At 37.1% G+C, this 26,354-nt stretch carries 22 protein-coding genes; 5 read left to right on the top strand and 17 right to left on the bottom strand.

What is annotated here, in order from left to right:
• Positions 1 to 9 precede the first annotated feature (9 nt).
• A complete protein-coding gene (locus ACFO3O_RS04145; RefSeq protein WP_379977267.1) occupies positions 10 to 2,085 on the top strand; it encodes a LysM peptidoglycan-binding domain-containing protein in 2,076 nt (691 codons plus the stop codon).
• 81 nt (positions 2,086 to 2,166) lie between these two features.
• Here the strand turns inward: ACFO3O_RS04145 and ACFO3O_RS04150 are convergent, their stop codons facing one another.
• Complete coding sequence (locus ACFO3O_RS04150) at positions 2,167 to 2,952, bottom strand: zinc metalloprotease (RefSeq protein WP_379977269.1); 786 nt, start codon at positions 2,950 to 2,952, stop codon at positions 2,167 to 2,169.
• A 38-nt stretch (positions 2,953 to 2,990) separates the two neighbouring features.
• On the opposite strand from ACFO3O_RS04150, the gene ACFO3O_RS04155 reads away from it, so the two are divergent.
• Positions 2,991 to 3,524: a DUF2059 domain-containing protein gene (locus ACFO3O_RS04155; RefSeq protein WP_379977270.1), complete on the top strand. Its 534-nt coding sequence runs from the start codon at positions 2,991 to 2,993 to the stop codon at positions 3,522 to 3,524.
• Here the strand turns inward: ACFO3O_RS04155 and ACFO3O_RS04160 are convergent.
• The gene (locus ACFO3O_RS04160) at positions 3,511 to 4,215 is read right to left on the bottom strand and encodes a class I SAM-dependent methyltransferase (RefSeq protein WP_379977271.1); all 705 of its coding nucleotides are present in this window, start codon (positions 4,213 to 4,215) and stop codon (positions 3,511 to 3,513) included. The genes ACFO3O_RS04155 and ACFO3O_RS04160 overlap by 14 nt on opposite strands.
• A 21-nt stretch (positions 4,216 to 4,236) precedes the next feature.
• Here ACFO3O_RS04160 and ACFO3O_RS04165 point away from each other — a divergent pair, with 21 nt between their 5' ends.
• Complete coding sequence (locus ACFO3O_RS04165) at positions 4,237 to 4,728, top strand: YkgJ family cysteine cluster protein (RefSeq protein WP_379977272.1); 492 nt, start codon at positions 4,237 to 4,239, stop codon at positions 4,726 to 4,728.
• 3 nt (positions 4,729 to 4,731) lie between these two features.
• Here the strand turns inward: ACFO3O_RS04165 and ACFO3O_RS04170 are convergent, their stop codons facing one another.
• From ACFO3O_RS04170 to ACFO3O_RS04210, 9 genes are all read right to left on the bottom strand, one after another.
• Positions 4,732 to 5,499, bottom strand: coding sequence for a dienelactone hydrolase family protein (locus ACFO3O_RS04170; RefSeq protein WP_379977273.1), 768 nt, complete (start codon positions 5,497 to 5,499; stop codon positions 4,732 to 4,734).
• A gap of 123 nt (positions 5,500 to 5,622) precedes the next feature.
• Positions 5,623 to 6,225 carry an aspartyl/asparaginyl beta-hydroxylase domain-containing protein gene (locus ACFO3O_RS04175; protein ID WP_379977274.1) on the bottom strand — a complete coding sequence of 201 codons (603 nt, stop codon included), beginning with the start codon at positions 6,223 to 6,225 and terminating at the stop codon, positions 5,623 to 5,625.
• A gap of 83 nt (positions 6,226 to 6,308) precedes the next feature.
• Entirely contained in the window at positions 6,309 to 7,022 is a 714-nt protein-coding gene (locus ACFO3O_RS04180; protein WP_379977275.1) for a TauD/TfdA family dioxygenase, read from the bottom strand.
• Positions 7,015 to 7,311, bottom strand: a complete 297-nt coding sequence (locus ACFO3O_RS04185) for a hypothetical protein (RefSeq protein WP_379977276.1) — start codon at positions 7,309 to 7,311, stop codon at positions 7,015 to 7,017. The genes ACFO3O_RS04180 and ACFO3O_RS04185 overlap by 8 nt, the downstream gene beginning before the upstream one ends.
• Positions 7,312 to 7,641: 330 nt before the next feature.
• Complete coding sequence (locus ACFO3O_RS04190; RefSeq protein ID WP_379977277.1) at positions 7,642 to 8,253, bottom strand: hypothetical protein; 612 nt, start codon at positions 8,251 to 8,253, stop codon at positions 7,642 to 7,644.
• Positions 8,254 to 8,255: 2 nt separating this feature from the next.
• Positions 8,256 to 8,753, bottom strand: a complete 498-nt coding sequence (locus ACFO3O_RS04195) for an RNA polymerase sigma factor (RefSeq protein ID WP_379977278.1) — start codon at positions 8,751 to 8,753, stop codon at positions 8,256 to 8,258.
• Between the two features lie 89 nt (positions 8,754 to 8,842).
• Positions 8,843 to 9,262 carry a DUF1801 domain-containing protein gene (locus ACFO3O_RS04200; protein WP_379977279.1) on the bottom strand — a complete coding sequence of 140 codons (420 nt, stop codon included), beginning with the start codon at positions 9,260 to 9,262 and terminating at the stop codon, positions 8,843 to 8,845.
• A gap of 74 nt (positions 9,263 to 9,336) precedes the next feature.
• A complete protein-coding gene (locus tag ACFO3O_RS04205) occupies positions 9,337 to 9,936 on the bottom strand; it encodes a YdeI/OmpD-associated family protein (protein WP_379977280.1) in 600 nt (199 codons plus the stop codon).
• A 27-nt stretch (positions 9,937 to 9,963) separates the two neighbouring features.
• Positions 9,964 to 10,977, bottom strand: coding sequence for a DUF1028 domain-containing protein (locus ACFO3O_RS04210; RefSeq protein ID WP_379977281.1), 1,014 nt, complete (start codon positions 10,975 to 10,977; stop codon positions 9,964 to 9,966).
• A 198-nt stretch (positions 10,978 to 11,175) separates the two neighbouring features.
• Between ACFO3O_RS04210 and ACFO3O_RS04215 the strand changes: the two genes are divergently transcribed.
• Complete coding sequence (locus ACFO3O_RS04215; protein WP_379977282.1) at positions 11,176 to 11,751, top strand: DUF7010 family protein; 576 nt, start codon at positions 11,176 to 11,178, stop codon at positions 11,749 to 11,751.
• 38 nt (positions 11,752 to 11,789) lie between these two features.
• Positions 11,790 to 13,949 (top strand): TonB-dependent receptor, encoded by a 2,160-nt coding sequence (locus tag ACFO3O_RS04220; RefSeq protein ID WP_379977283.1) that lies wholly within the window; start codon positions 11,790 to 11,792, stop codon positions 13,947 to 13,949.
• Between the two features lie 54 nt (positions 13,950 to 14,003).
• Here ACFO3O_RS04220 and ACFO3O_RS04225 read toward each other — a convergent pair whose 3' ends face one another.
• The 6 genes from ACFO3O_RS04225 to ACFO3O_RS04250 form a co-directional block, all read right to left on the bottom strand.
• Positions 14,004 to 14,216 carry a hypothetical protein gene (locus ACFO3O_RS04225; protein ID WP_379977284.1) on the bottom strand — a complete coding sequence of 71 codons (213 nt, stop codon included), beginning with the start codon at positions 14,214 to 14,216 and terminating at the stop codon, positions 14,004 to 14,006.
• 389 nt (positions 14,217 to 14,605) lie between these two features.
• On the bottom strand, positions 14,606 to 14,809 hold the full coding sequence (locus tag ACFO3O_RS04230; RefSeq protein WP_379977285.1) for a hypothetical protein: 204 nt from the start codon (positions 14,807 to 14,809) through the stop codon (positions 14,606 to 14,608).
• A gap of 237 nt (positions 14,810 to 15,046) precedes the next feature.
• A complete protein-coding gene (locus ACFO3O_RS04235; RefSeq protein WP_379977286.1) occupies positions 15,047 to 15,925 on the bottom strand; it encodes a hypothetical protein in 879 nt (292 codons plus the stop codon).
• A gap of 118 nt (positions 15,926 to 16,043) precedes the next feature.
• On the bottom strand, positions 16,044 to 16,784 hold the full coding sequence (locus ACFO3O_RS04240; RefSeq protein ID WP_379977287.1) for a LytR/AlgR family response regulator transcription factor: 741 nt from the start codon (positions 16,782 to 16,784) through the stop codon (positions 16,044 to 16,046).
• On the bottom strand, positions 16,777 to 18,651 hold the full coding sequence (locus ACFO3O_RS04245; protein WP_379977288.1) for a tetratricopeptide repeat-containing sensor histidine kinase: 1,875 nt from the start codon (positions 18,649 to 18,651) through the stop codon (positions 16,777 to 16,779). Before ACFO3O_RS04245 ends, ACFO3O_RS04240 begins: the two co-directional genes overlap by 8 nt.
• Positions 18,652 to 19,109: 458 nt before the next feature.
• Complete coding sequence (locus ACFO3O_RS04250; RefSeq protein ID WP_379977289.1) at positions 19,110 to 26,297, bottom strand: choice-of-anchor D domain-containing protein; 7,188 nt, start codon at positions 26,295 to 26,297, stop codon at positions 19,110 to 19,112.
• Positions 26,298 to 26,354 lie beyond the last annotated feature (57 nt).

Here is a 26,354-nt window from a genome sequence, read left to right on the forward strand (position 1 = left end):
AATAATACTATGAAACATCTTTTTTTGATATGCATGTGTGTGTTGTCGTTCGCTTTCGCGAAAGCGGAACCTTTCACAGCCACATTTTTTCAGGAATTTATTTCACATCAAGTCACCAAAGGGGAAACTTTATATAGTATCGCCAAAAAATATAATCTCAAAGAAAAAGAGATTGTAAAACTGAATCCTGATGCAAAAGACAGAGTGTATGAAGGTCTTGTACTTATACTGCCTGCATCGGCAAGTACATCAACCGAAACGACCGCTACTGCTCAAGAGGATATACGTTTTAAAACGCATAAGGTGAGACGTAAAGAGACCTTATATAGTATTTCAAAGAAGTATGATGTTACTCAGGATGTGATAAAAAAATACAACAAACGTTTATATAGTGAGACACTCCGTAAAGGTGATAAAATTAGAATTCCTCTTAACTATGTAGGCGTTGTAGAAGAAAAAGTAACCATCACCAATACAGGAGGTGGAATTTCACAAGATGATGCTCCCAAAGATGGCGGACCTACATATACTTCGTATGTAGTGCAACCCAAAGAGACCAAATACGGTATCGCACGTCTGTATGGCATTACCATCGCCGAGTTGGAAGCAATGAACCCAGAAATGAAAGATGGGTTACAATTAGGACAAACCATACGAGTTCCTAATACTCAGCTTGAGAAGACGGACACAGCAGCTATTAATGAAAATCTATATGCCTTCTACGAAGTTAAAAAAGGAAATACGATTTACAGTTTATTAAAACAGTTTGACATCACAGCCGATACACTAGTGACGTTAAATCCAGCAATTGCTGATGGTCTCAAAGAAGGGATGATTTTAAAAGTACCTAAGGGTGTTTCTGGAACTATTACGGGGAGTACAGGAAATGAAGGAAATACCGTAGCTATTGTATCAGAAACGACAAAAACAAGTCTGCTGGATAGCTTATCTGATTTTTCGACAAAGAAAATCGTACTCATGCTGCCTTTTGGACTGACACGTACAACAGCAGATTCCTTATCTAATGCAGAAGATGTAATTAAAAATGATAGAGCTTTACGCATTTCTTTAGATTTTCATAGTGGCGTTTTACTCGCATTAGAAAAAGCAAAACAACAAGGTATCTCTACAGATTTAAAAGTATATGATACGGAGTATGTAAGAGGAGAAACTGCTACCAATGCCAGAAAAGTAGAACGTATTATTACTGAAAATGATTTTTCTGATGTAGATGTCGTCATCGGGCCCTTGTTATCAAGTAACTTTAATAGAGCATCTAGTTTATTAGCAACCCAAAATATCCCTTTAATCTCACCGCTTACACAACGAGAAGTAGATTTTAGATCTAATGTTTTTCAATCACGGCCTAGTGAAGCACAATTGAGAGCGGTGATGCTTGACTACATAAAAGAAAGAGCAGACGGTAAAAATATAGTTGTCATAGCAGATAAGAAAAACAGCAAAATAAAATCAAAGCTGCAATCTCTTTTTCCAAACGCAAAAATGGTCACCTTTAGAGAAGGCGATAACGGTCCTTATTTGGGACAATACGATATTTCAGATAAGATATCAGAATTTCAGGAAAACTGGGTTATTTTAGAAACCAATGATGTTCCAATAATAAGCTCGGCAACAACAAAACTTGCGACCTTACTCACTTCACGTAAAGTGACATTGTTTACAACATATAAAGGAACAGCGTATGACAGTGATGCGATACAGCATATGGATTTAATGCATCTCAACTTTCACTTTCCCTCTATGAATAAAGAATATGATTACACATCTACAAAAGAATTTGTAGATACGTATCAGGATCTTTATAAAATAACGCCAAGTGAAGAGGCAATAAGAGGATATGACATTACGTATGATACCTTATTGCGTCTTGCTTTTGCAAAGAATCTTTATGATGCTGCAAGTACAGGAATTGAGACAAGTTATATAGAAAACAAATTTCGGTACGACCAAAAGTCTTCTGGAGGATTTTATAATAATGCCATCTATCTTATGAAGTATTCTGAAGGACTGATGCTAGAAGAAATTACAATTTCAAAAATAAGTGAGGTAATGGAAGAAGATTAAGAACATTCCTTACTACTCATAAAAAAACGGCAAATACTTTCTAGTAATTGCCGTTTTTTTGTGAGGTTATTTTTATACTAATTATAACCCTCCGTTCGCTTGTAAATCTGCAATGCAAAGCGGATCAAAATCTGGAATGGTAGCAACATCACTTGTATTAAAAATACTCGTAACCGTTTGGAAAAACATCAAGCATCCCTCTACGTTACAATGCCTAGGGTTATCTTCATCTTCATGATCAGATGTGAGTGGCGTTCCTACGTTGACCAGTCCAAAAATATGTCCAAACTCATGGCGAAGGGTTGAAGTTTCTAGTAGTGTCCTGTTAATAGGTGTGGGGGAGGTGTTTGCCAGGTCTATAAATGTTTTTTCGTAAATCACCATAGAGGTGTTGCGATATGCAGTCCCTAATACAAAAGAATTTCCTGAGTTGGACGCTGATATGCCATCAGAAAAGAACATCCAAACACCAATTTCATCTCCATTATTAAACACCGTACGATTCGCATCTTCGATGGCTACAATTTCATTAATATCATAAGGAGCTGTTTCAGTAGGTGTGATGAGACGTTCTACAATGGTAATACCATCTGGTTTATCTAAGCGTTCTTCCAAAAAACTTTGTATCAAGTCTATCGTTGTTTGTGTAGGTCTGAAACCATCAGCATAGGCAAGTTCTAGTCGTAAACTTCTAAATGCTGTAGCCGCGAGCAAATCATTTGCCGATGTACCTAAGGGTTGTTGGTTTGCAGTTGTATTCGTATTTGTCTCAGGAGGTGTCGCTTCATCGTCATTTCCGCACCCTACAACGGTAAAAGCGGCGCATAAAAGCATAAGCATAGGGAATCGTAATCTTTTCAATATCATTTTTATATATTTAAACCTCTAATTTAATCGTAAAAAAGATGAAAAAATTACTTTTGGCGCTATTTTTTTTAAGTTCGTTACAATTTACTGCTCAGGAATCTACCTATCATCAGGATGTTTTGAGGTATCTTACGATGAACGGTACTGCAAATCAATACAGTGCAGCTATCGACCAATTATTTGAATTATTAGGGAGACAATATACCTCTCAAAATGTACCAGACACCGTATGGGTCGAACTCAAAAAAGAAACCACGCCTGAGTTAAATAAAATTTTAAATATGCTTGTCTCTGCTTATCGTGGCACGTATTCTCAAGAGGATATACAACAGATGATTGCTTTTTATGAAACCCCTACAGGCAAACAATTGCTAGCAGATAAGACCGCACTAGACTATGAACAGCAAAAGACCGCTTCGGCGTTTTATAATTCACCAACAGGTCAAAAGATTCTTACCTCGGAGCAGCAAATTGCGCGTAGTGTAGGCGAAATTTCAGAAATCTGGAGTCGTGATTTATATAGAAGTATCATTGATAAACTTGCCGACAAAGGCTTCATTATGCCACAGTAAGTCTGGCTAAATAATCATAATGTCCCCCTTCTACAATGAGTTCGCAATCGAGCTCATTTTTTTTTGCATGCCACGCAAGGGTTTCAAAATCTAGATATAACCATTTAAAATCCTCAGAACGCTGCCCCTTATAACTCATACCCATGACCACTTCACCGTAATAATTGCTATGGATATCTATCCAATACCCTCCATCATCGGTTTCATACATGTACTTGATGTCAGAACCATCTATCAAGATTTGCCCGCCTAGTTTCAGCATCGATTTGAGATGTTGTAAGTAGGTGTCTACTTTTGATATTTCTTCAAAAATTCCCGTACCATTCATAAGGATCAGTAAGGTATCATACTGCTCTTTGTGATCTAATATATGAGACGTTATGGTCTTTTTCAGGGTACGCTTTCGCGAAAGCGCACCACACCCCACCGAATGATCGAGTGCGGTAACATCTATTCCGTTTTCTTGTAACCACAGGCTATGACTCCCGGCACCACTGCCTATATCGAGTGTTTTTCCTTGGGAAAGCTGTAATGCTTTTTGCTCTATCAAAGGCATTTCGGGAAAGGTGCGAAATAAATAAGGGATGGGAATGATATCATCTTCAGCAATCGAAGAATGTACGATAATATCCTCTGTGTATTGATCTTCAAAATAATCATTAACTGCCTGTCCAAAGATGTCTATATCCATAATACTGCTTACATTTGTACTATGGACGACCTACTTAAATCATTACCACAGCTTGCCAAAGATAAACATAACGAGAACAAAAAGTTCTTTGCAAAGCTGCGTAAAAAACCACCTAAAAAGTTAGATTATATCATGCAGGAATTGCATGAAGCCGAGTTTGAGCGTACCGACTGTTTAGAATGTGCTAATTGTTGTAAAACAACAGGTCCCCTTTTTACAGATAAAGATGTGACGCGTATTTCCAAGCATTTCAAAATGAAAGAGCAAGCGTTTATTGATACGTATTTGCGTATTGATGAGGACAATGATTATGTCTTACAAAGTGTGCCTTGTACCTTTTTAGGCGCTGATAACTACTGTTCTATCTATGAAGTACGTCCGAAAGCGTGTAGAGAATTCCCACATACGGATCGAAAAAAGTTTCAGCAGATTTCGAATCTTACCCTTAAAAATGTAGCGATTTGTCCTGCTGCTTTTACTATTGTTGAAGAAATGAAACGTAGGATTCCGTAGTAATTACCCTAGCTGACCATTAAAATAGGTAAGTACATTTTCAAATGCCTCTTTGGTAGGATGGCCGTCTTTGTCTACAAAATCTAGGGTTAGTATAGAGTGTCCTTTTCCGGGAAGCTCGTGTAAGATGATACGTTCTTTATCTGAATTAAACGCTTTCTGATAAGCATCAAAGCGCTTGGCAGTACAGATTTTGTCTCCTTGTATGCGTGCGCAATGCATAGGTCCCACTTGATCTAATCTATTTTTTACAGCCATGATCTCTTCAGGACTCATATGGATGTGTTTTTGTCTTGCAAGCGGAAGTGATGGCTGACTTGCAAAGCCAGCCAGTACAGCCTTATTTGCCATGAGAGAGATGGCAAAATTACCTGTGAGACACATACCTATCACAGCAACCCCGTCTACTTGGTATTTATTTTTGGTCGCCGTACAAAGGTCTGATAAAAAATCAACTATTGGGCTGGATTCATTTTTTGCAAACAACCGAAACTGTCTACGCATACAAAACACTTTGAAGGTATTTACTACTACCGCTGTTTTCCCTATTTTTCCAAATAAATGAGGTAATACAACAGTATAGCCTTCATTCACAAACCGATCTGCTAGCGCTAGTGTTTCTTGACCTATTCCTGGTAATTCTTGTATAAGGATGAGTACTTTAGATCCGTTGCCTTGAGTATACACCTCATGAGTCACCGTTTTGCCATTACGTAATGTACTTGTAAAGGCTTCTTTTTGGTACGCATCAATTTGTGTAATTGTAGGCATGGTGATAGGATATTTGGTAAAAAAGTAGCAATATTTAGTATTATCGCTACCTAAATATACTACAAATCAAATGGATAAACACATATTTTATAATGAGTGCGTCTGTATGAAGTAAAAAGTTAGTTATGAGGCATCTTGGCTGTCTGCGATTATTTTTCGGATGTTGTCGTTAGGAATCATATCAATAGTAAGGTTGATCCGTTCTTCTGACCCTCCATTCACTACGCGATGCGGATCTGTAAGTCTGAGGTACCAACATTCTCCTGGGCGCATCGGGACTTCCGTTCCGTTAAGGAAAAAGGCTACTTGATCATTGTTTAGAATCGGGACAGTAAGTCTAATGACGGAGCGTTCGATTTCTAATCCGAGGGTAGGATCTGTATGCTCTTGTACGACAGAGTCTGGTGCGAGGCGTAATACACGCACTAATGTCACATCTGTAATAGCTGAAAAAGTATCGATCACACTTTTTAAATACGGAGAGGCATTGAGTTGTGGGGTGTCCATCCAATCTGTCCATGATCCATCGGCATAATCTAAAGCAGGAGGTGGGAAGGGTAAAGATCTATCGACCTCGTGGGCTGGCGCTCGTAATGGAATCACATTGTAATATTCAAAATGCCCTAGTTTTAGAGATTCAAATTCTTCCAGCATTTTTGCTGCATCAAATGAAAAAGGAAGTTTGATTCGATCTTTAGATTGCGTTTTTGTTGTTGTGGTATCCATGAGTAATAATGAAAATAGGTTTGTTTTAAAGCTTCAAAATACTGATTTTATATGAAATTAAAACCACGTAATTCTACTTGATTTTAGGAGTTTCTTTCTGATAGAAGGGTGTTTTCGCGAAAGCGGATTCTTTTTAATAAACGATTAGAATTTAAAGGAAAACCGGTACGTCCGTGAAGGAATAGGTCGTTTCTAAATATGATCAAGTCATTTTCTTTTAGCTTGACGCAAAAGGTGTGCGCTTCACAAACCCGATCTAATTGATCTAATAGGTCGAGTTCTTGCTTTGTTAACTCGCTATAGGACTCCATTATTAATCGATTGTAGCAAATACTGAAACCTGTTGCTGTCTGCGAGAGAATCGTTCGTTTTACGGTGTTAAACGTCCACATTTTTGTGCTTAATATGTCTATTAACTCTTCAGGAAGATGTGTTATTAAATCAGGAAGGGAGATAAATAAGCTTTCGCCTCCTTCTTGACTGGGTTTCACACAATACATAGCAACATAGGCAGGCGGGATCTTAAAATCAGAACCATCGGTATGAACGGGAAAAAATAAATTAGAGGTGGCATAGGATGTAAAACAACCTTTTATGTTTTGTACTGTCACCTGAAAAATACTTCCCTCGTCTTGATTGCGTGATTCTTGTATGGGCGTTCCTAAGGGAGCAAGAAATGTGTCTAATAGCTGATCGTTATTTGGGAAGTTCTCAATGAGAATTATTTGATTAGGAGTTGCTTTACACTGTATTACAAACTCGGTATCTTTTATGGTATGATAGTCATCCTTAATCAACGCGCATCCCTTTATCTATGTGTAATGTGATGGTGTCTGATAGTGAAATTCCTAGGTCAGTCATCTGCGTATCAAGTGTTTTTAACCTTTTGGAATTGATGAAATACTCATAGGGCACTTTCAAAGCACGTCTATTGGGGGGTGCTCCTCCTTGTATGGTATAGAAGTCGTCTTTCTGAATGGCTTCATGAAAAGCTGCCAGCATTTCTTTTACCGTCGCTTCGGGACTGATTTCTAAGTTTACTGCCCCCGAGCCTATGGTGCCTGTATATTCGATTTGGATGTTCATGGGTTGGGTTATTTGTTTTTTTTGTGGATTTAATACGCTTAGTTTCAATAAAGGTATTAAATAAACCCGCATTATGTATTAGAACTTCGTAATGAGGTTTAAAGAAGCAATAAAATATGGCGTTTTCTGAGTTTTAGCATAGCATCGCTATGGTTAAACTTAAAAAGGTAGTGTAACGGTATATTTTGAAGCTTATTTAAGTTGTAATAGATTTTCTAATGCATAATTCGGGATAAATACATTACTGACAGACAGAAGCGAAGTATATAAAAACAAAAAAACCTGAATAACGCTAAAGCTATTCAGGTTTTTATCGTAACGAATCAATGACTATGATTCTATTTTTTTTAGTTCTCTATAATTGCGATCTAAACGTCTCATCAAAATACCATAGATCATTTTATAAAAGCCCCACATGATAAGCATAATAACACTAATGACGGCCGCAAATTGTAAAACAAGCACGGTCATACTGCGATCTGCAAAATCTCCTGGGTCATTTTGCATCGAGATAACAAAAGCTATCATGGCGCTCACCGCAAGAAATGCCATACTGAACCAGATGTAGTATTTGACTGTTTTACGTGTTTTAATGATATTTTCTAATAATACTTTAGAAGAATCGGTGGTTTCTATGCGTTTGTAATTTCTATAAAACCAAAATACAAAGAAGACCAAGGCTGCAATATGTAGTATGGGTAAGATCGTATCAAATGTTTGGAGGCCGTGTTCTTTTTCAAATTGCTTGGTATCTTCTCCGCCAAAGGAAAAGGTGAGCACCACCCAAAATAAAAATTCCAGCATACTGATAATAAAAATCCACTTGACAATAGAGGAGGATTTTTTCAAGAGCATGGGGTAAATCTCTTGCTTGCTAAGCTTAGGAAGAGTTCCTTCCTGCTTTTGCCACTCTTTTTTTAATAATTCTAATTCATCTACCATAACTACGATGGGTTTACTAGTTTCTTGAGTTTTCCTTTGACACGATTCATTTTTACTCGGGCATTTACCTCAGTAATTCCCATCGTTTCAGAAATCTCTTTATAATTTTTATCTTCTAGATACAGAAAAACCAGAGCTTTTTCTATGTCATTTAAGTCTTTGATGGCAGTGTACATCACCTTCAATTGTTGTTCAATAGTATCGTCATAGTCTTCTGATGAGATACGGAACATCACATTGTCAAAGTCTTGTGTTTGTACAGTACGTTTTGACTTTCTGTAAAGTGTAATCGCTGTGTTCAGCGCCACACGATACATCCAAGTACTAAATTTTGCATCTCCTCTAAATTTTGGAAATGCGCGCCATAATTGTATTGTGACTTCTTGAAAAAGGTCATTATGCTGGTCTCGATTATTGGTGTATAATCGGCAGACTTTATGCACAATATTCTGGTTTTCTTCCAGAAGTGTCACAAATTGTTCTTGTAAGTGTTTGTCCAAGGATTGATCGTTAGTTACCTATTGGTAGCGTATGTTGATGTAATGTTACAAAACAAATATGCTTTTATTGCAAAAAAAAATGTTTTAGCTTAACGAGGATATTTCTTCTTCATATACGCTACCGATTGTGCAATGATTTTTTTAAGGATAGTTAGGTTTACATCAGCGAGTTTGTTGATGTATAAACAGGATTTACTGGTTTTATGCTTTCCCAATTTCTCAAGAAGGGATTCAAAATTGGTAAATCCCGGCATGATATAAACACTTATATTTTGTTTACGGGGTGAAAAGCCTACGATAGGCCAGTCTCCTTCATGACCACTGGCATATACATAATGGTAAGTATCAAACCCGACGATACTTTCGCCCCACATTTTTGGAGCCATGCCTGTGATCTCAGTCATTATTTCTAAGAGAACAAAACTATCTGCTCGTTTTACAGGATGCTCAACAGCATTTAAAAAGTCTTCGACAGAGGCATTAGTTGCTTTGGTTTTTACATCACTCATGGAAATTTACGTTTAGAAATTTATATGGTTGAGAGTTGAGGTGTCTATTGTTTAAGTATTTGAAAATGTATATGTTAACCGTTCTTGTATTTATCATTGAGCCCAATCCCTTTTAGGATCATAGGGATGCATTTTTCAAGTCTCCGTACTCGGGTAGCTTCTTGTTTAGCACCTCCTATATGTTCTGTGTATTCTCGTTGTTTGCCAGAGGATAAGGCTTCAAAAGCGGTTTTTAAGGGTTGCGCTTTCGCGAAAGCGGACTCCAATTCAGTAGGAATAGTAATCTTTTTCTTACTACGGTCAGGTTTGACCTCTTTCCCGTCTTTTGCGTTTTGAATCGCTTCTATAAGATATTGGCCGAGAATACTCGCATCAATAGCTTCTAGTGATTCATAGTGCAAGGAACGCATGGCCTTGGTTTTTCCGTCTTGTGCATTGCGTAAAAGATTTTTTTTATCCTTTAAGAATACCCCCTGAAAAAACCAAAGGCCAAAATGGTTTTTAAACTGTGCAATACCCACAACATTCCGTCCGTTAATTGTATAACAAGGGATGTTCCATTTCCAATCTTCTTCTAGTGGGGTGTCTTTAATAATAGCACGCAGTTGCTGAATGCCTTTTCGCCAAGGAGAAGGTTTTGTAAAGTAGTGTTCTAGTTTCTCTGACTTCTGCATGTTCTATCATTGATTTCACAACTGCTATTAGTTCTTAATAATTTTTAATGTATGTGTTTTTTGAGGACTCGTAATACGTACAAAATAGACGCCTTTGGTAAAGGAACGGCTATCAATGACTTCTCCAGTATCAAGACCCGTAAATTGAGTTTGTAGGTATACTTGTTTTCCACTCATATCAAATACTTCTATTTTAGAGATAAATGTAGCAGGGGGGAGGAGTACTTGAAACTGATCTGACACAGGGTTAGGGAAAATACGTACGTTATTTTCAAGGGAGTTGTCTGGTAGCGAAAGCACAAAATCATCATATAATATCTGGAGTGAATCTATGGGTTCTTCACCAAAAGGCATTTCTTCTATATTTAATCGTAATGTAGGATCTCCGGGCGCATCTGTCGCTTGATAGACCACAAGGTATGCGGCTGTAGAAGAGGTACCTCGATCTAGGCATCTTGCATCAGCTCCTGCAAAATTTGCGCCTTGCATTGCTGCCATTAATTTGTCTGCAAGATTTCCATCCGTATTATTGAAGTTGTTTTCCATATTGGTAAGCACGGTTTCGTTTAGCAAGATATTTCCTTGTACACTATAGGTGGCTCCCTGAATATCATCTTTAAAATCGTCTGCGAGGTTGCCTGTAAAACCTGCGGTTCTTGGGTTTCCTTGTGGATCTAGATCGGCGATCCCATATTGTCTAAAGGCTGGATTAAAATTCTGAGAATTACAATTATCATTATTTACTAAAAAATCAATAATCTCATCGGGAGAAAGGCCTGCTTCCATTTGCTCAATAGCACTTGCTAGGTTTGAGTTAGGAATACACACATAGGCTTGAGAGTTAACGCCTCCACGTCCGGGGATAATATCGGTAATAATATCGATAAGACCACCAAAAGCGCCAATTCCGTCTACACAGGAAGCTCCTGCAGAGCCGACTTCACCAGTGGCAGGATCTACCGCAATGATGGAAAAGGTGTCTTGCGCATACAGATGAAAACTTAAGAGTAAGGCGATAAGAAATGTGTAGTTTTTTTTCATGGTACTTTTTAAAGCTAAAGTTACTAAATTCTGAGGAATGTATTTAGGCTTTCACAAACAGATTTAGCCATGATTGGGTAAGCATTTTTGGTGGTACGCTACAATTGAGGATTAAAAAATGACGGTTGGGTAGGTTATGCTTTCGCGAAAGCGTACGAATCCACATTTTTGTTTCATCAATATTTTAAACCACTCATTATGATATCTAAAATACAATTAGACAAATCCCGATTAGATTTGGCACAAAGAGCTAAACAAGGGATTGATTTTATTACTTCAGCAACGATTATTTGGCTGTTTATTACCATTATTTGGAGTACAGATATGGTAGTTGGAACTAAAAATACCATGACACTTGCAGTTAGTGGTGTCATGATGCCACTGGCGTTATTATTTTCAAAAATCTACAAGTCACAATGGAAGATTAAGGATAATGCGTTACATCCGTTAGGGTTGTTGTTGAACATTGCACAACTCTTCTATTTTCCTATTCTTGTACTGGTGATTAAATTCATACCTGATTATTTTGTTACTGTATATATGATTATTACGGGCGCTCATTTTTTTCCATATGCATGGTTTTACAAGCAACCTATGTTTGCTATCATGGCGGGAGTCATCTCTGTAGGAGCACTCATTTTAAGTTTAACTGTACAAACTTCATCACCTTTACTAGCGCCACTTTCCATGGTCATTGTGCTAGGTGTATTTACTGTGTTCTTGTACCTATCTAACAAACGACTATCGTCGACCGCTATCCATAGCGTAGCCTAAAGCAACAAATCATCAATCATCAATCAAAATCAATTAGTATGAACTATATATATGCCTTACTTTTACTTTTTTGCATCAGTAGTTATGGACAAACCACGGTAACGGGAACGGTCACAGACAGTAAAGGAATTCCTATTGAAGGGGCTAATGTGTATCTAGACGGCACTTATGATGGTGCTTCTAGTGGAGTAGATGGAACGTTTAGTTTTACGACCAGTGAAACAGGAGATCAGGTATTAATTGTTACTTTTCTTTCGTACGAATCGTATTCTTATTTTGGACCTGTTTCGAGTATGAAGGATTTGCCTATAAAAATGAAAGAGGATGTGAATTCTTTGAATACGGTGGTGATTTCTGCGGGGAGTTTTGAGGCGAGTGATAATAGTAAGATTTCGGTGTTAAAACCATTGGATGTAGTTACTACGGCAAGTGCTTTAGGCGATTTTGTTGGGGCTTTACAAACGCTTCCAGGAACAACCACGGTGGCAGAAGACGGACGTCTTTTTGTACGTGGGGGAGATGCTGGGGAAACACAAATATTCATTGATGGAATTCGCGTATTTACACCGTATACACCTACCACCAACAATATTCCTACTCGCGGGCGATACAGTCCGTTTTTATTTGATGGGATTACATTTTCTACAGGAGGATATTCCGCAGAGTATGGAGAAGCACTTTCCAGTGTATTGTTATTAAATACAATAGATGAACCTGATCAGAATAAAACAGATATTTCTGTGATGTCTGTTGGCGGTGGGGTAGGGCTGACGCGAAAATGGGAGAAGTCTTCTCTAAGTGTAAGCACATCTTATATTAATTTAGCTCCCTACATTGCTGCGTATCCTGATCGTAATGATTGGTCAAAACCTTTTGAGGCGCTTTCTGGAGAGGCAGTGTATCGATACCGAACCAGAGATGGATTGTTTAAATTATATACCGCATTTGATACCTCCAACTTTGAATTAAATCAAGAGGATATTAACCTAGGTGAAGGGGTTGATTTTGCTTTAAAGAATAGTAATTTATACGTGAATACATCATATACAGGAGTATTGTCTGATACGTGGAGCATCCAAACTGGGGGAAGCTATACGTTTGCAAATACCAATGTAGGAGTCATTACAAATGATATAAAAAGCACAGAAAACTCAGCCCATTTTAAGGTCAAGTTGAAGAAACGTTTTTCAAATCGTTTGAAGCTATCGATGGGAGCAGAGCAATTCATTACTGATTTTAATGAAGATTTTACGGGTGTTTTTGATACAGAAACTTTTGAAGATACGTATGGCTATGACAGTGCTATCAGTGCACTTTTTACAGAAGCAGATGTTATTTTTTCTAAGAAATTAGCTTTAAAAGCGGGTTTGAGAGGCTCATATAGTGATCTTGCGAGTCAGATGACGGTTTCACCACGTATATCCTTGGCCTATAAAACAGGTGCTAAAAGTCAGTTGTCTCTTGCGTATGGGGATTTTTATCAAAACCCTACCAATGATTTTTTGAAGTTCAGCCAAGCTTTAGAAGCTCAAAAAACACAGCATTACATATTGAATTATCAGTATAATAACAACGGCCGTATTTTCAGAGCAGAAGCGTATAGAAAGTCATATGATCGTCTAGTGACGTTTGATACAGCATTTGCAACCACACAGAGTACGTTTGCCAATACAGGCGATGGGTATGCACAAGGACTAGATGTCTTTTGGAGAGATAATACGAGTATTAAAAATATGGACTATTGGGTAAGTTATTCTTTTTTAGATACTGAGCGACAGTATCTTAATTTTCCCGAGCAGGCACGACCTTCTTTTGCCAATACGCATAATTTTTCAGCCGTTGTAAAATACTTTATTACTGATTGGAAATCACAAGTTGGATTTAGTTATCAATATGGTTCTGGGCGTACGTATACCAATCCTAATACCCCTGGTTTTTTACAAGAGGAAACCAAATCATTTAATAGTATGAGTCTTAACTGGGCCTATTTGATCTCACAGCAAAAGATTTTATATCTATCTGTAAATAATGTGCTAGCATTTAAAAATGTAAACGGGTTCCAATACAGTGATACGCCAAATGCCAACGGGACTTTTGATAGAAGAGCCTTAACCCCAGCAGCAGATCAGTTCTTTTTTGTTGGTTTTTTCTGGACAATTAGTGATGATAATAATAGTAATCAATTGGATAATCTATAAACACAAATTCCTCGATGTATGTCGAGGAATTTGAATACACACAGGTAACTACGTTTAAGAAGGTTTGCAACCTAAAACCCCCGCACTAAAATCTGTGCAAATTCCTGGTAATACATTATGACTATTACAACCTCCAGATGCTGTGTAACAGAAATCCCCTTCATTTTTTCCTGCACATCCTCCAAAACAATAAGCACCTCCACCTTGAATGTTTTGTTGTTGTTTTTTTGATAATGCGTCGCCTAAATTTGAAATGTTTTTTAACATATTTTTGAAATTTTAAATAGTAAAAAAATGTGATAATTTAAAGACACTCACTCTTTGTGTCTACTTTTTGAAATAAATAATACTGTCTAAAGTTGGTTTTTTTAGTTCGAGGAGGCAATAGGCGTTTCATAAGTGTGAGTACTTATTTCAAATTCGTAAGCTGGTACTGATTGTAGTTTACATGAACAATTGTTTTCCAATACAATAGGGGGTATCTAGAAGGGGTGCTTTTATTAGAAGATCATTATCCCCGTGATAGATCAATTCTTTTTTGTAGGGTTCTTTTGGACCATTAGTGACGATAAGAATAGCAATCAATAGGGTGCTCTATAAACACAAATTCCTCGATATATATCGAGGAATTTGACAATGGATAGTTAGCTTGTATACTAAAGAGGGATACATGTTAATGACCCACCAGAGTTTCCACAAATCCCTGGTTTTGCTAAACGGCAACTTCCTGAATTTGTATAACAGGAATCACCTCCATTTTTTCCTACACAACCACCCTTACAAAAGGCATCGCCTCCTTGGATGTTTTGTTGTTGTTTTTTTGATAATGAATTTCCTAAACTTGAAATGTTTTTTAGCATGACTTTAAATTTTAAATAGTAAATACATGTGATCATTTAAAGACACTCACTTTTTGTGTCTGCTTTTCGCGAAAAAATAATAAGATCTAAAAGTGGTTTTTTTATTTCAGGAAGGCAATAGGTATTTCATAAGTGCCCGTAGTTATTTCAAATACGTAGTCTATGATCAAAGATTGAATGTAGTATAAAAAAAATCCTTAGACGTGGGTCTAAGGATTATGTATATGACTAAAAAAGTTAGTTCATGAAGGTTGTAAAGTCAAAATTATATGCTGTGTATTCACAGGAAGTCTGATTTGGTGAAAATCGTGTGGGTCTTACTAGTACAACTGGACCATCCGTACTATTAATATATGCTCGATTTACATCTTGATATACTATTTCATTGACATCTCCACATATAATTTGAGTTATATACCTTTTGTATCCAAGGCTTTCAGTGGCTCTAGCTATAAGGGGGTGGGCTGTAGATGTAATACTTGCATATTCAGAACTATTCGTAATTCCCTTAGGGAAATAAATTTCTAAACATTCTTCAGTAATAATATAGTTCATAAATTCTTCTACGAGCGCATTTATATCTTGAATAGATATTGATCTTTGGTTGAAAGTATCAATAAAAACGGGACTTCCGTTTCCTCCATTACTTCCAGTGGGGGGTCTTTCGGTAGCGCCTCCTGGGCACTCTATATTAGTAATTTGGTATATTTCTAGTAAGATGTTTTTATAGCTATTTCTAAAAGCAGCTTTAAAAGGGTCTTGGTCATGAACCTCGTTTCCTAATACGTCATTAAGAAGTATAAAAGGTTTCATAGAGCTACTGGCGCTATATAATTCGTTTATGAATGCATTTCTAGCGACTTCATCATTAAATAGTACATCTGCAGTAATATAGCTAACCCATTGCATTATACGTTCCAATTCTATGGCTTCTGGTGTCAAAAAAGGAGCAGAGCTAAAACCTCTATTCTGTAAAGTATCTTCTAATCGTATTTCTTTTTGATCTTGCTGGATGCTTAGATGTAAAGCATCACTTTCAAGTATAGCATCATCTGTCTGGCAACCTATAAAAAGGGTTAAAAAGAATGCAACTACATAGGGAATTTGTTTTTTCATATTGCTGTTTTTTTAAATTACAGTATAATAGTACAGTATTTTGAAACAAAATGTAGGTGTCATTATATATATGCTTGTCTTTTTTTCAAATTTGCAAGCGTTTTTTTCATTTTTGATTTTAATCAAAAATTCTTTTTAATACATACTCTTTTCGCCTACTAGATACAGGTACTTTAATATCAAGGTGTACCACAAGGACTCCTTGTTTGTTGTATTTAAGCACGTGCTTTTTATTGACAATATAGGATTGATGACATCGTATAAAGGTATCTTCAGAAAGAATTTCTTCTACTTTTTTAATAGATTTAGATACCATAATCTTCTCTAGTTGTTGGGTGTAAAATGTTGTGTAATTCCCTTCTGATCTACAATAAATGATGTCGTCTTCATAAATTGCATATACATTGTCACTGGTTTTAAGAATGACTCTTTTATTTTTTACACCGTTAAAATACTCACTAGAAATTTCAATTAGTTTTTCTAGATGGTTTTCTCTCTTTTCTTTTGTAGTTACTTTTTGTAAAGCATCTTTGAATTCATCTGTTTCTACAGGTTTGAGGATATAATCCAATGCACCAACTTTGATTGCTTTAATGGCATGTGTATCGTAGCCCGTGATAAAAATGATGTCAAAATCTTTATAGGTAGTTTGCTGTAAGATGTCAAAGCTAGTCCCATCTCCTAAGTGTATATCTAATAATAAGAGTTGAGGTTTAAGCTGCTCAATGATTTTTACTCCTGATGAGACACTATCGGCCTCGCCAATAATAGAAATTTCATATTTAAAGTGTACGTCTACTTTGTCTCTGATGTCTGCTCTTACAGAAGATTCATCATCAATAATTACGGCTTTAATCATGCTCTGTTAGTTTATAGGGTATTAAAAAGGTAGTAATAACTCCACTTGTAGAAGCATCAAGATCCTTTTTATTTACGTCGGTAATTTTCTGTTTAGTTGCTTTCTCAATAAATTCTTTTATCAAATCTGTAGATACCGAGGCTTTGTGGTTGTTTTTATTTTTTTGTATACCCACTCCATTATCTTCTATCCTACATTCTAAAAACCTTTTTTTCTCAGATAGGGATAGGGTAAGGGTGATTTTTCCTTTATAATCAATTCCTTTAAAAGCGTGTTCTATACAATTTTCAATAAAGGGTTGGATGAGCATAGGGGGAATAAATATCAATTCATCTTCTTCTAAGGTATGCAATTTAATTTCATATTCAAATGTATCTGGAAACCGTAGCAGTTGTAAATCCATGTATTTACGTAAGGATTCTAGTTCTTTTTCTAGAAGTACGTAGTTGTTTGTGGAGTTTTCTAGAATGAGTCTTAGCAGTCTTGAAAATTTCAACAAATAGTCAACGGCACCTTGTGGATCTTTTTTTATGGTATTCTGAATAGCATATAAGGTATTAAAGGTAAAGTGGGGATTCATTTGTGAACGCAATAAGCGTTGTTGCATTTGTAAACTCATCGTGTCAAATGTACGTTGGCGTTTTTTATAGAAGTACCCACCAAGGCCAATTAGGATTAACGAAATAATAGCCACAAGTAGGAGTTGGGCGCGTACTTTTAATTTTTCTATTTCTGCTTGTTGTTTTTGGGATTGTAATTTTTCTCTTTCCTTGTAAGAGGATTCTAAGGACTTTAAATCTTTTGTATACCTTTCTTCGTACCTTGCATTTTGATATTTGGTAATGGTGTCTAGGTATTTTTGTGTTTCCTTGTAGCTTGCATTTATTTCTTGCGCGTATCGTAATTTATAACTTAAAATATCGCTTCTTGTTATTTCAGAAGTATTTAAGATATCTTCTTGTAGTGCTTTATCTAAATATATTTTTGCCGAATCATATTTTTTTAAATCTAGATATACCTCGCCTAAGTTAGCATAAATTCGCGCATATTCTTTTGTGTAGAAGGGGGTTTTATCTAGTTGCTTAATCGCATATAAACCTTTGTGATAATAATCTCTTGCTTCATTAAATTTCTGGTCTAAATGCAAGTAGTACCCATACTGAATATAGAGATGTCTTTTCTGGTCGTTATCTAAGCTATCTTTTTTTGAAAGCAATTCATCAAGTGTTTGATACGCTCCTTTTTTATCATTTTGATATAGGTATTGTATTTCTGTTCTGGTGATTGTTGCTGTGGTTACGTTCTCAGCATCCTTATTGTCGGTGTACATCTTGATCCTTAAATCAGCATACTTCAAAGCTTCTTCATATTGTTGAGTAGCTATATATGTTTGTAAATACAGATAGTAAAGACGAAGCTTGTTTGTATAGTCTTTCTCTGTAATGAGTGATTCAAATCTTTTGGCGATAGCAATACATTCTCCATATTCTTGAAGTTGTTTGTGGGTAATCCATGCATTGTATATGTATGTATATTCCCTCTTCGTTTTTATAGAATCCTTAATGCGGTCTATGGCTTTGTAGTGATAGGCAGACGCACTATCTATGTTGCCTAATTTAGAATAATAGAGCCCAATTAAGTAATTGTTTTCAAGGTTGAGAGAATCAGAAACAGGAAGTGTTGATTGTATAAGTGTTGCTGCTTTTTTTAGATAGAATAATGTAGAGTCTGCTGTGGTTTGACGTGATTTTTCCTGTAACTCTACAATACGATTTTTTGTGTTTTTACGATCCAATGTTTGATCAGTAGTGCAAGAAAGCACAAGGAAAACTATTAAAATACAGAATAGGGGCGTATTTTTTGTCATGTATCAAACTTACACAAAATGTTATATTATAAGTAATTCTTTATAAAGTATTACTTACAAGAGGTGAAAAGCTATTAGGGGAATTACGGATGGTTTTTTTCCAGATTTCTTATCCGGATAGATGGAGTAGGGTATAGGTTTTTTGGTATAGGTGATTCATTCTGGGTACGCTTTCGCGAAAGCGTATAATACCCATTTAACCCGCATTATGCATTAGAACTTCGTAATGAGGTTTAAAGAAGCAATAAAATATGGCGTTTTCTGAGTTTTAGCATAGCTAAGTTTATCCTGAGCTCAGCCGAAGGGCTATAGTTAAACTTAAAAAGGTAGTGTAACGGTATATTTTGAAGCTTATTTAAGTTGTAATAGATTTTCTAATGCATAAATGCGGGTTTAACCATAAAAACAAAAAAGCCTCTATGAAGAGGCTTCTTTTGTCAATGTATGCATAAAATGCGCTAGTGAATAATTAATTTTTCAGTAATAAGCCCTTTGTCCGTTTCTAGGCGGAGTATATAGGGACCTTTACTTATGTTTGATACCGGTAATTGTACGGCTGTTGTTCCTGTTTCTGGTTTCCACTCTTGGATCACTTGACCAAGCATAGAGAATAGGGTAGCGTTTTTGATATTATTACGCTCATTCTTAGTTACGAGAATATACTTTTCTTGATTGTTAAAACTAACCGTCACATTTTCGATGGTGGTTTCTTCTTCTAGAGAAACATTCTCTTCTTGTATGACCATATCAGCGTTTTCTTCCTGCTCATCATTGTTTGTATCTTCATTAGTCGTTCCAGAAGTACCTTCACCTTGTTCTTGTTCTTCGCTAGAAGTATCTTCATTTGTCTCTTCTTGCTCAGTCTCACCATTGGTACCTACTGTGTCCCCTGTACCAGATGTTTCATCTTCATCTTCTATTTCTTCTTCCCAATCTGTCTCCTCTTCCCATTCAGCATCATCTTCTTCCCAATCTGTTTGTTCTTCTTCAGTTTCTTCTTCCTCCTCTTCAGTTTGGTCTTCGTTTGCATCTGTTCTGAATACAATCAGATAACGGTTGTAATGTTCTCCGGCGTCAAGTGTGATTTCATAGTCCTCTTCATAAAGATTGGTTACTGTATTTTGGACACGATCCTTTAAATACACCGTCGTTGTTTGTGTATCTACGTTTTCAAGAGCATCGATGCCAATAGTAATTTGACCAGCTTGTGGTAATGTAACCACAAGAGGAAACTCTGTTACGTCTGTAATATTAGGAACTCCTTGGATCACAAACTTCTTGTCTTCCATATCCCATGTCATATCTTCAGACGGGCCAAATTCTATCTGTCCATCATACGTTCTGTCATGTCCAAACGTCGTATTTGGATCTACTGTAATAAGAAGTTGTCTGTGATATAAACTTGGAGAGTCAAAACCAATTCTAAATTTTGGTCTCATATCTGGTGCATCTAGATCAGAATCGTCTAGTTGTGCTGCAGACGGATCTCCAGGTGCATTTTGTTGGTCGCTTTCTCCTTCTTGTCCATCTCCAAATAAGAAGATAGAGGCTCCTGTTTCTCTCACAAAATTACGCTGACTATTACTAAATACAATATCACCATCGCTATCTGCTACCACAAAAAATCCTTGTCCTACAGCAACATAGCGATCTGGAGTTTTTGTACCCCCTCCAATTTGCGCAACATCAGGATGACTCACTGCTGGAGTTCCTCCAGCGAGGGTGTATAGGGCATACCCAGCTTGATAATCTGCTTGTATATGGTTTCCTCCACCGTAATGCTCCCAAAGGTATAGGGTACCATCAAGATGTGGATTGTCATTTATAAAATCATTTGCATCTAAGGCAGATGGAAATGGATTTCCTACCATGTAGTTTGAGTTTGCAATGGCAGGAACAACTACAGTTTGTGCATCTGTACTGTTATTTGGCTTTCCTATAAACACATAGTTTTGTGGGTCTGTGATTGCTCCAGATCCAGGTCCTTTCATAGTATATCCTTCTCCTACATTTACGCTTCCAAAAGGTCCTATGAATTGGAATTGCTCAATTCCGTTTCCATATTTAAACATCCAGTAAGAACTAATGGTAATAGGGGAGGATGGTGCTCCATTAAGCCCTCCACTAAAGTTCATAATAGATGGGTTATTAGGATCTGTACCATCATTCATCACGTTTCCTACACCAAAAGGTAGGTTAATTTGAGAACCATTAATGACACTCACGGGAGACGACCATATATTGTAAGAATAGGTATCTGCCGTTCCTTGCTGATCTTTTTCTAGGAAGCCACTACTTGTAAGGTCTAGGTCACTGTTTTCTGTTTGTACAAGTTGTGACTCGCCTACTAGGTCTAACACCCCGTCTAATTTAAGGTAGTGAGATACTTCTATCTTACTATCATTTTCTATAGAGAGTTCATTAGACTGCACATCCAATGCTAGTACTGTATTATTGGCAAAGGTATCTATATCATGCACAATCTGAACGATATTCCACGCTACATTTACAGTTCCATCAGATATAGACACTGAATTAGGCGGGTCAAAACCAGTACCGTTTTCCCAAGTAGAAGGGTTTGCCCAATCACCAGCTGCTTGTGAAACATAGGGAAGGGGTGCTGTTTGGAAATCTACGGTATCTAAGTTTTTAATCGCAGCGATCAGATTGTTGTTAGACTCATCCTTTACGTTTGTAAACGTATAGATATTCATAGGGAAGTAGGCGGCTACATCATTCCAATCTGTGGTTGCAAATTCATTTTTAGAAATCGTAGGAGGGACGATTCGTCCTCTTACGGTAAGATCTCCATTTTCTTCTATTTCTTGATTCATAATAAAACGAATCTGATCTTGACTCAGCGCAATATCCCATACACGTAACTCATCAATCGTTCCTTCGTAGAAATCAGTAGGCGCTCTTTCATCTGCTGCTCCAATTAAGAAATGACGATCATTTGCTACAGGAGGATCCAATGGAGCAGTATTGTCTAAAACCCCATCTATATAGATGCTAGCGGTTGTTCCGTCATAAGAGATCGCAAATTGATGCCATTCATCATTAGGAATAGGAACAGTCGTTTGTATTGATTGTATAATTCCTCCTGCATTTCTCCATCGTACTCGAACTTGTCTAGTATTTATAACATCTATATCGTATCCTTCTGTAAAAGCAGCATCTCTCTTTGATACTACCGTATAATTTCTGTCACTATGGTTAATCCAGGCTGAAATGGTAAAAGGTCCAGTCAGATCCAAAGAATTCTCAGCATCCATATAATCTTGAACACCATCAAACGTAATAGAACGAGGATACACATATTCTGGAGCATAACCAAAAGTAATATACTTCACGCCATCAAAATCATAAGAAGCCTCTAGGTTTGTCCCATTAAGACTCATGATACGATATTCTGAAGTAGGACTAAAGGTAGGTGTGTCAGATACAAACATCAAGTAGTCTCCCGGAGGTGTAAGAGTAGCCGATAAAGAAACTTCTGGAATTGATACTTTTACAGTACCTACAGATCCAGTCTCTACCACTTTCCATGTACGTTCTATAGAACTAAAGTCTACAATGGTATTTAGTCCTGCAATACCAGCACTCATATCAACAACAATGGGAGTTGCCGCTGCGAGAGGTGCATCATCATTACCCCACATTAAGAAGTTTCTATCTGGAATTACATCTGGGTTAGTTGCTATATTTTCATTGTTTGTAGCATAGATATCAGTAAGTCCCATCGTCACAATGGCTCCTGGATTTACGGAGGTAGATTGCTTTTGGTTAAGACCAGAGTTGTCATCTCTACCAATACCTGCAATATCATAATTAAATCCTGAGTTGGAAACCGTATTCCAAATCACATTGTTACTAGAATCTACATAGTTTTCATCCCCGAGCGCTGTGGCTGTGGTACTATTAATATCATGTAGGGTAATTCCATTTTTAATGGCTAGATAGGATTGTATTCTTAATTGATCTGTAGTAGAATTAGGAGAAGCATAACTAATCATCTCTGTTATTTTTCCATTATAATGAGAGTCAAAAGGAGTACCCATGACGGTAACACGACCCACGCCTAACGTATACATAGAGTTATCAACTGTGCTATAGGGGAGATCTCCGTCAGAAAAACCTGTGCTTTGATTATAGGTGCGTCCCGCATAATTATCTATTCTGATTCCATTTTTATAGATTTCAGACTGATCTGCTACAGGATCATACTTTACATTAAATATCATCACTTCATTGTCATAGCTATCTGTGCTACTCTCATACGCTCTACCATAGCTTTGACCACTAAAGTTGGCTAGGTTTGACGGGGTAGATCCTACCATATGACTTATGATATTATCTACGGCTATAAAACGTATAGAACCAGGGCGAATCCAAAATCCTGTTCCATCCTCAGCAAAATCTTCAGGAGTAATTCTTCCTGATACAATATTCTCTTGAGAAGGCGCACTACTTACAACACCATCAGGCTGAACAACAAGCCAATATTCATCTGTATAAAAACCTCCTTTTCCTTTAAGTTGAGTATCGTTTGTTGTACTAAAATTAAGTACAGGATTATGGTTAATATTTTCTGTGCTATTATCGTAATACGTTGGTGCGTTACTATTTGCAACTCTTGCATCATTATCAAATGCTTCATCACTCCAGTTAGTTACTGCATTTCCATCGGTTTCTCCTATCCCAACATTAGATTTAAGCCATAGTTTTAAGTTCGTAGTCACATCTCCTGGTCCTAATGCAGGATTTGGAAATGAAGTAATAGGATCTCCTAAAATAAAGACATTATCAAAGTTAACACCGTCATCTCTAACGCCATCACCATCTGATGCAAATGTTAGTCTAAATCTCGCTTGTGGATTATTATTTAAGGCACTGGGTAAGTCAGTAACAGCAATCACAAAAGAAGATTGTGTAGGGGATGAGCCAGTATCACTATTACGTCCTGCCCAACCATCGACACCTGATCCCAATGCTGTTACATCATCTACGTTATACCAGAAGTTTGTTGGTGTAGCTGAATAAGCTCCAAGTATGTTCCAGGTAGCACCTCCATCGGCTGAATACTCCATGTTAAATCCATCTTGTGTATCATTAGAGGTGTCGTGACGGATATCTATTTGAACACTGAGGTTTGTATAATTAGTAAAATCAATGATAGGGCTTGTTACACGAGTCAGAGAGTTGTCTGCATAGTCATTATAATTACTCGTATACCAATAACCCCCTTCTGTCCCTGTTTCTACAGGGTTTGTACCATATGTCCACACAGTATTACCTCCTGGATTTGTAGCGACCCATCCACCATCATTAGTGTCAAAATTTTCATAATAAATGGTATACCCTGGATCTGTATTGACAACAGCAGTTCCTTGAATATTAAAAGTATATGTTCCTTCATTACTATCATCATTTGCAATCGTCACGGCAGCATTGTGAGTACCCGCAGCATTTGGGGAGTAGCTTATTTGAAAAACGGTATTTTCTGAGGGGTCAATCGTATTATCAGGGATTGTATTTACTGAAAACTGTGCAGCATCTGCTCCTGTGATCGTCACATAGGGAGAAGCTCCTGTTAATGTAAGAAGGCCTGACCCATTATTTGTAATCGTGAAATCATTAATATTTGTAAGTCCTACATCTATGGTTCCAAAATCAGTTCCATCTGCAACATCTGGTGTAGTATCTCCATCTGTGATAGGGTTTGATAACCCTGTGATATCTATTTCGGGAGATAATATAACAGATGCCTGCCCTGTGATATCAAATGAATATGGGTTTTCATCACTATCATTGTTTGCGATCGTTACCGTAGCATTGTGTGTTCCAAGCAATCCAGGATTATAGGTAATTCTAAATGTGGTAGACCCTCCACTACTTGGTATGGTAGATATAGAAGGAATCGTTGTTAGTGTGTATTGTGCAGCTCCAAGGCCTGTAATAGTTACATACGGAGAAGGTCCTGTTAACAGTAAATCAGCACTTCCCGAGTTGCTAATTATAAAATCCCTAAAAGATGAGCCACCAGTTAGTAAAAATCCAAAATCTGTTCCATCTACAAATGTGGGTGTTGTATCCCCATCAGCGATAATATTACCCATTCCAGTAATAGTCATTTCGGGTTCTGGACCTGTTCCTGTACCTCTTATAGTAAACGTATATGGATCTTCATTAGGATCATCGTTTGCAATCGTAACCGTAGCATTATGTATTCCAATAGTCGAAGGGGTATAGGTAATGGCAAAGGTAGTACTACCCGTCAAAGGAGCTATGGAGTTAGAAGGGATTCCTGTTATAGAAAACTCACCAGCATCTGCACCTGTAATCGTAAAATAGGGAGATGGTCCTGTTAAGTTAAGATCTAACGTTCCTAGGTTAAGTATCGTAAAGGCATTTTCATTGGTATTTCCAACAAGAACACTTCCAAAATCTGTATCATCAGCGATGTCAGGGGTAACATCTCCATCAGGAATAGAATTTCCTAAGCCTGTAACATCCATTTCTGGTTGAGGCGTACCCGCAAGTACATTAATAGAATAATCCTCTACTTCTCCAAAAAAGTTATTGTCTTCATCACAAGAACCTGGTGATGTATTTCCTAATCGGTGAGACACACGCATTCTAGTGGTTCCTACAGTTGCCGCAACTGGTACTGTAAAACTAAGAGGAGAGTTTGATGTAGGAGCCCCTGTTACATTGGTAGCGTTTCCTAAATTATAGGATTCTCCTGGATCATTAAAATCTTGATTTTGATTCCAATCTATCCATACATTAGTAGTAAATTCATTATTCCCTGCGGTACTTACTTCTGTTGTTATCGTATACGTATCACCCGCTGTTAAATCTGTAGATAACGATGTGAAATCAGCATAGCCACTCGTCGCAGTTCCTGTTGTATTGTCTATGGTGTTTACATTAACTCTTGTAATACCCGATGCAAAGCCAACAAATGACATAGATCCACAATATTGAGGTTCTGCAGTGACAACAATATTATCTACCGCCATATCACTTCTAAAGTTTGGTCCAGTATCCCCTACAAATCGGAGATTGATCGTATTTCCTGTATACGTAGAGAGATCAATAATCTCTTTACGCCAAGGTGCTTGGTCGTCGGTTTGTTGTATTCCTGTTCTCGTAAATACGGGTGTCCAAGTGGTACCAGCATCATCACTAACTTCTAGAGTTAATGTTCCCATGTCAAGACCATACATATGGTAATCAAAAGAAAAATACGCACTAGATTCTGCGGTAAGGTCTATACAAGGGCTTCTTAAAATTGCTGTTGCATTGGGGCCTAGACGTCCCCCTCCAGTTGATGCTTCTGTATAATAGAAAAAGGTACCATTACTTGCTTGAATAGGTCCTGTTGAGCCAGAAGGTGTGTTAAAAGAATCCAAGGTCCAGTTACCGTCATCTCCACCAGGCTGAGTCCAGTTACCTAGGCCACTTTCAAAACTTTCTAAATAGGGAAGTGTTACGGTTGTACCTGTACAAGCAAATACCTCTTCTTCTCCTTCAGTAATGATAGGAGTAGGGTTATTTACAGCAAAAATAGGTTGAATAGAAAATAATGTAACTAAAACAAAAAAAGCACACAAAGTACTATTAAAAGTAATTTTTTTCATTCTGTAGGTTTTGTTGCTACAAAGATTTGGAGTCTTTATAGTGAATTGGGACCACTA

Origin of the sequence: Dokdonia ponticola, from assembly GCF_042653865.1 — a bacterium.
GTDB lineage: Bacteria > Bacteroidota > Bacteroidia > Flavobacteriales > Flavobacteriaceae > Dokdonia > Dokdonia ponticola.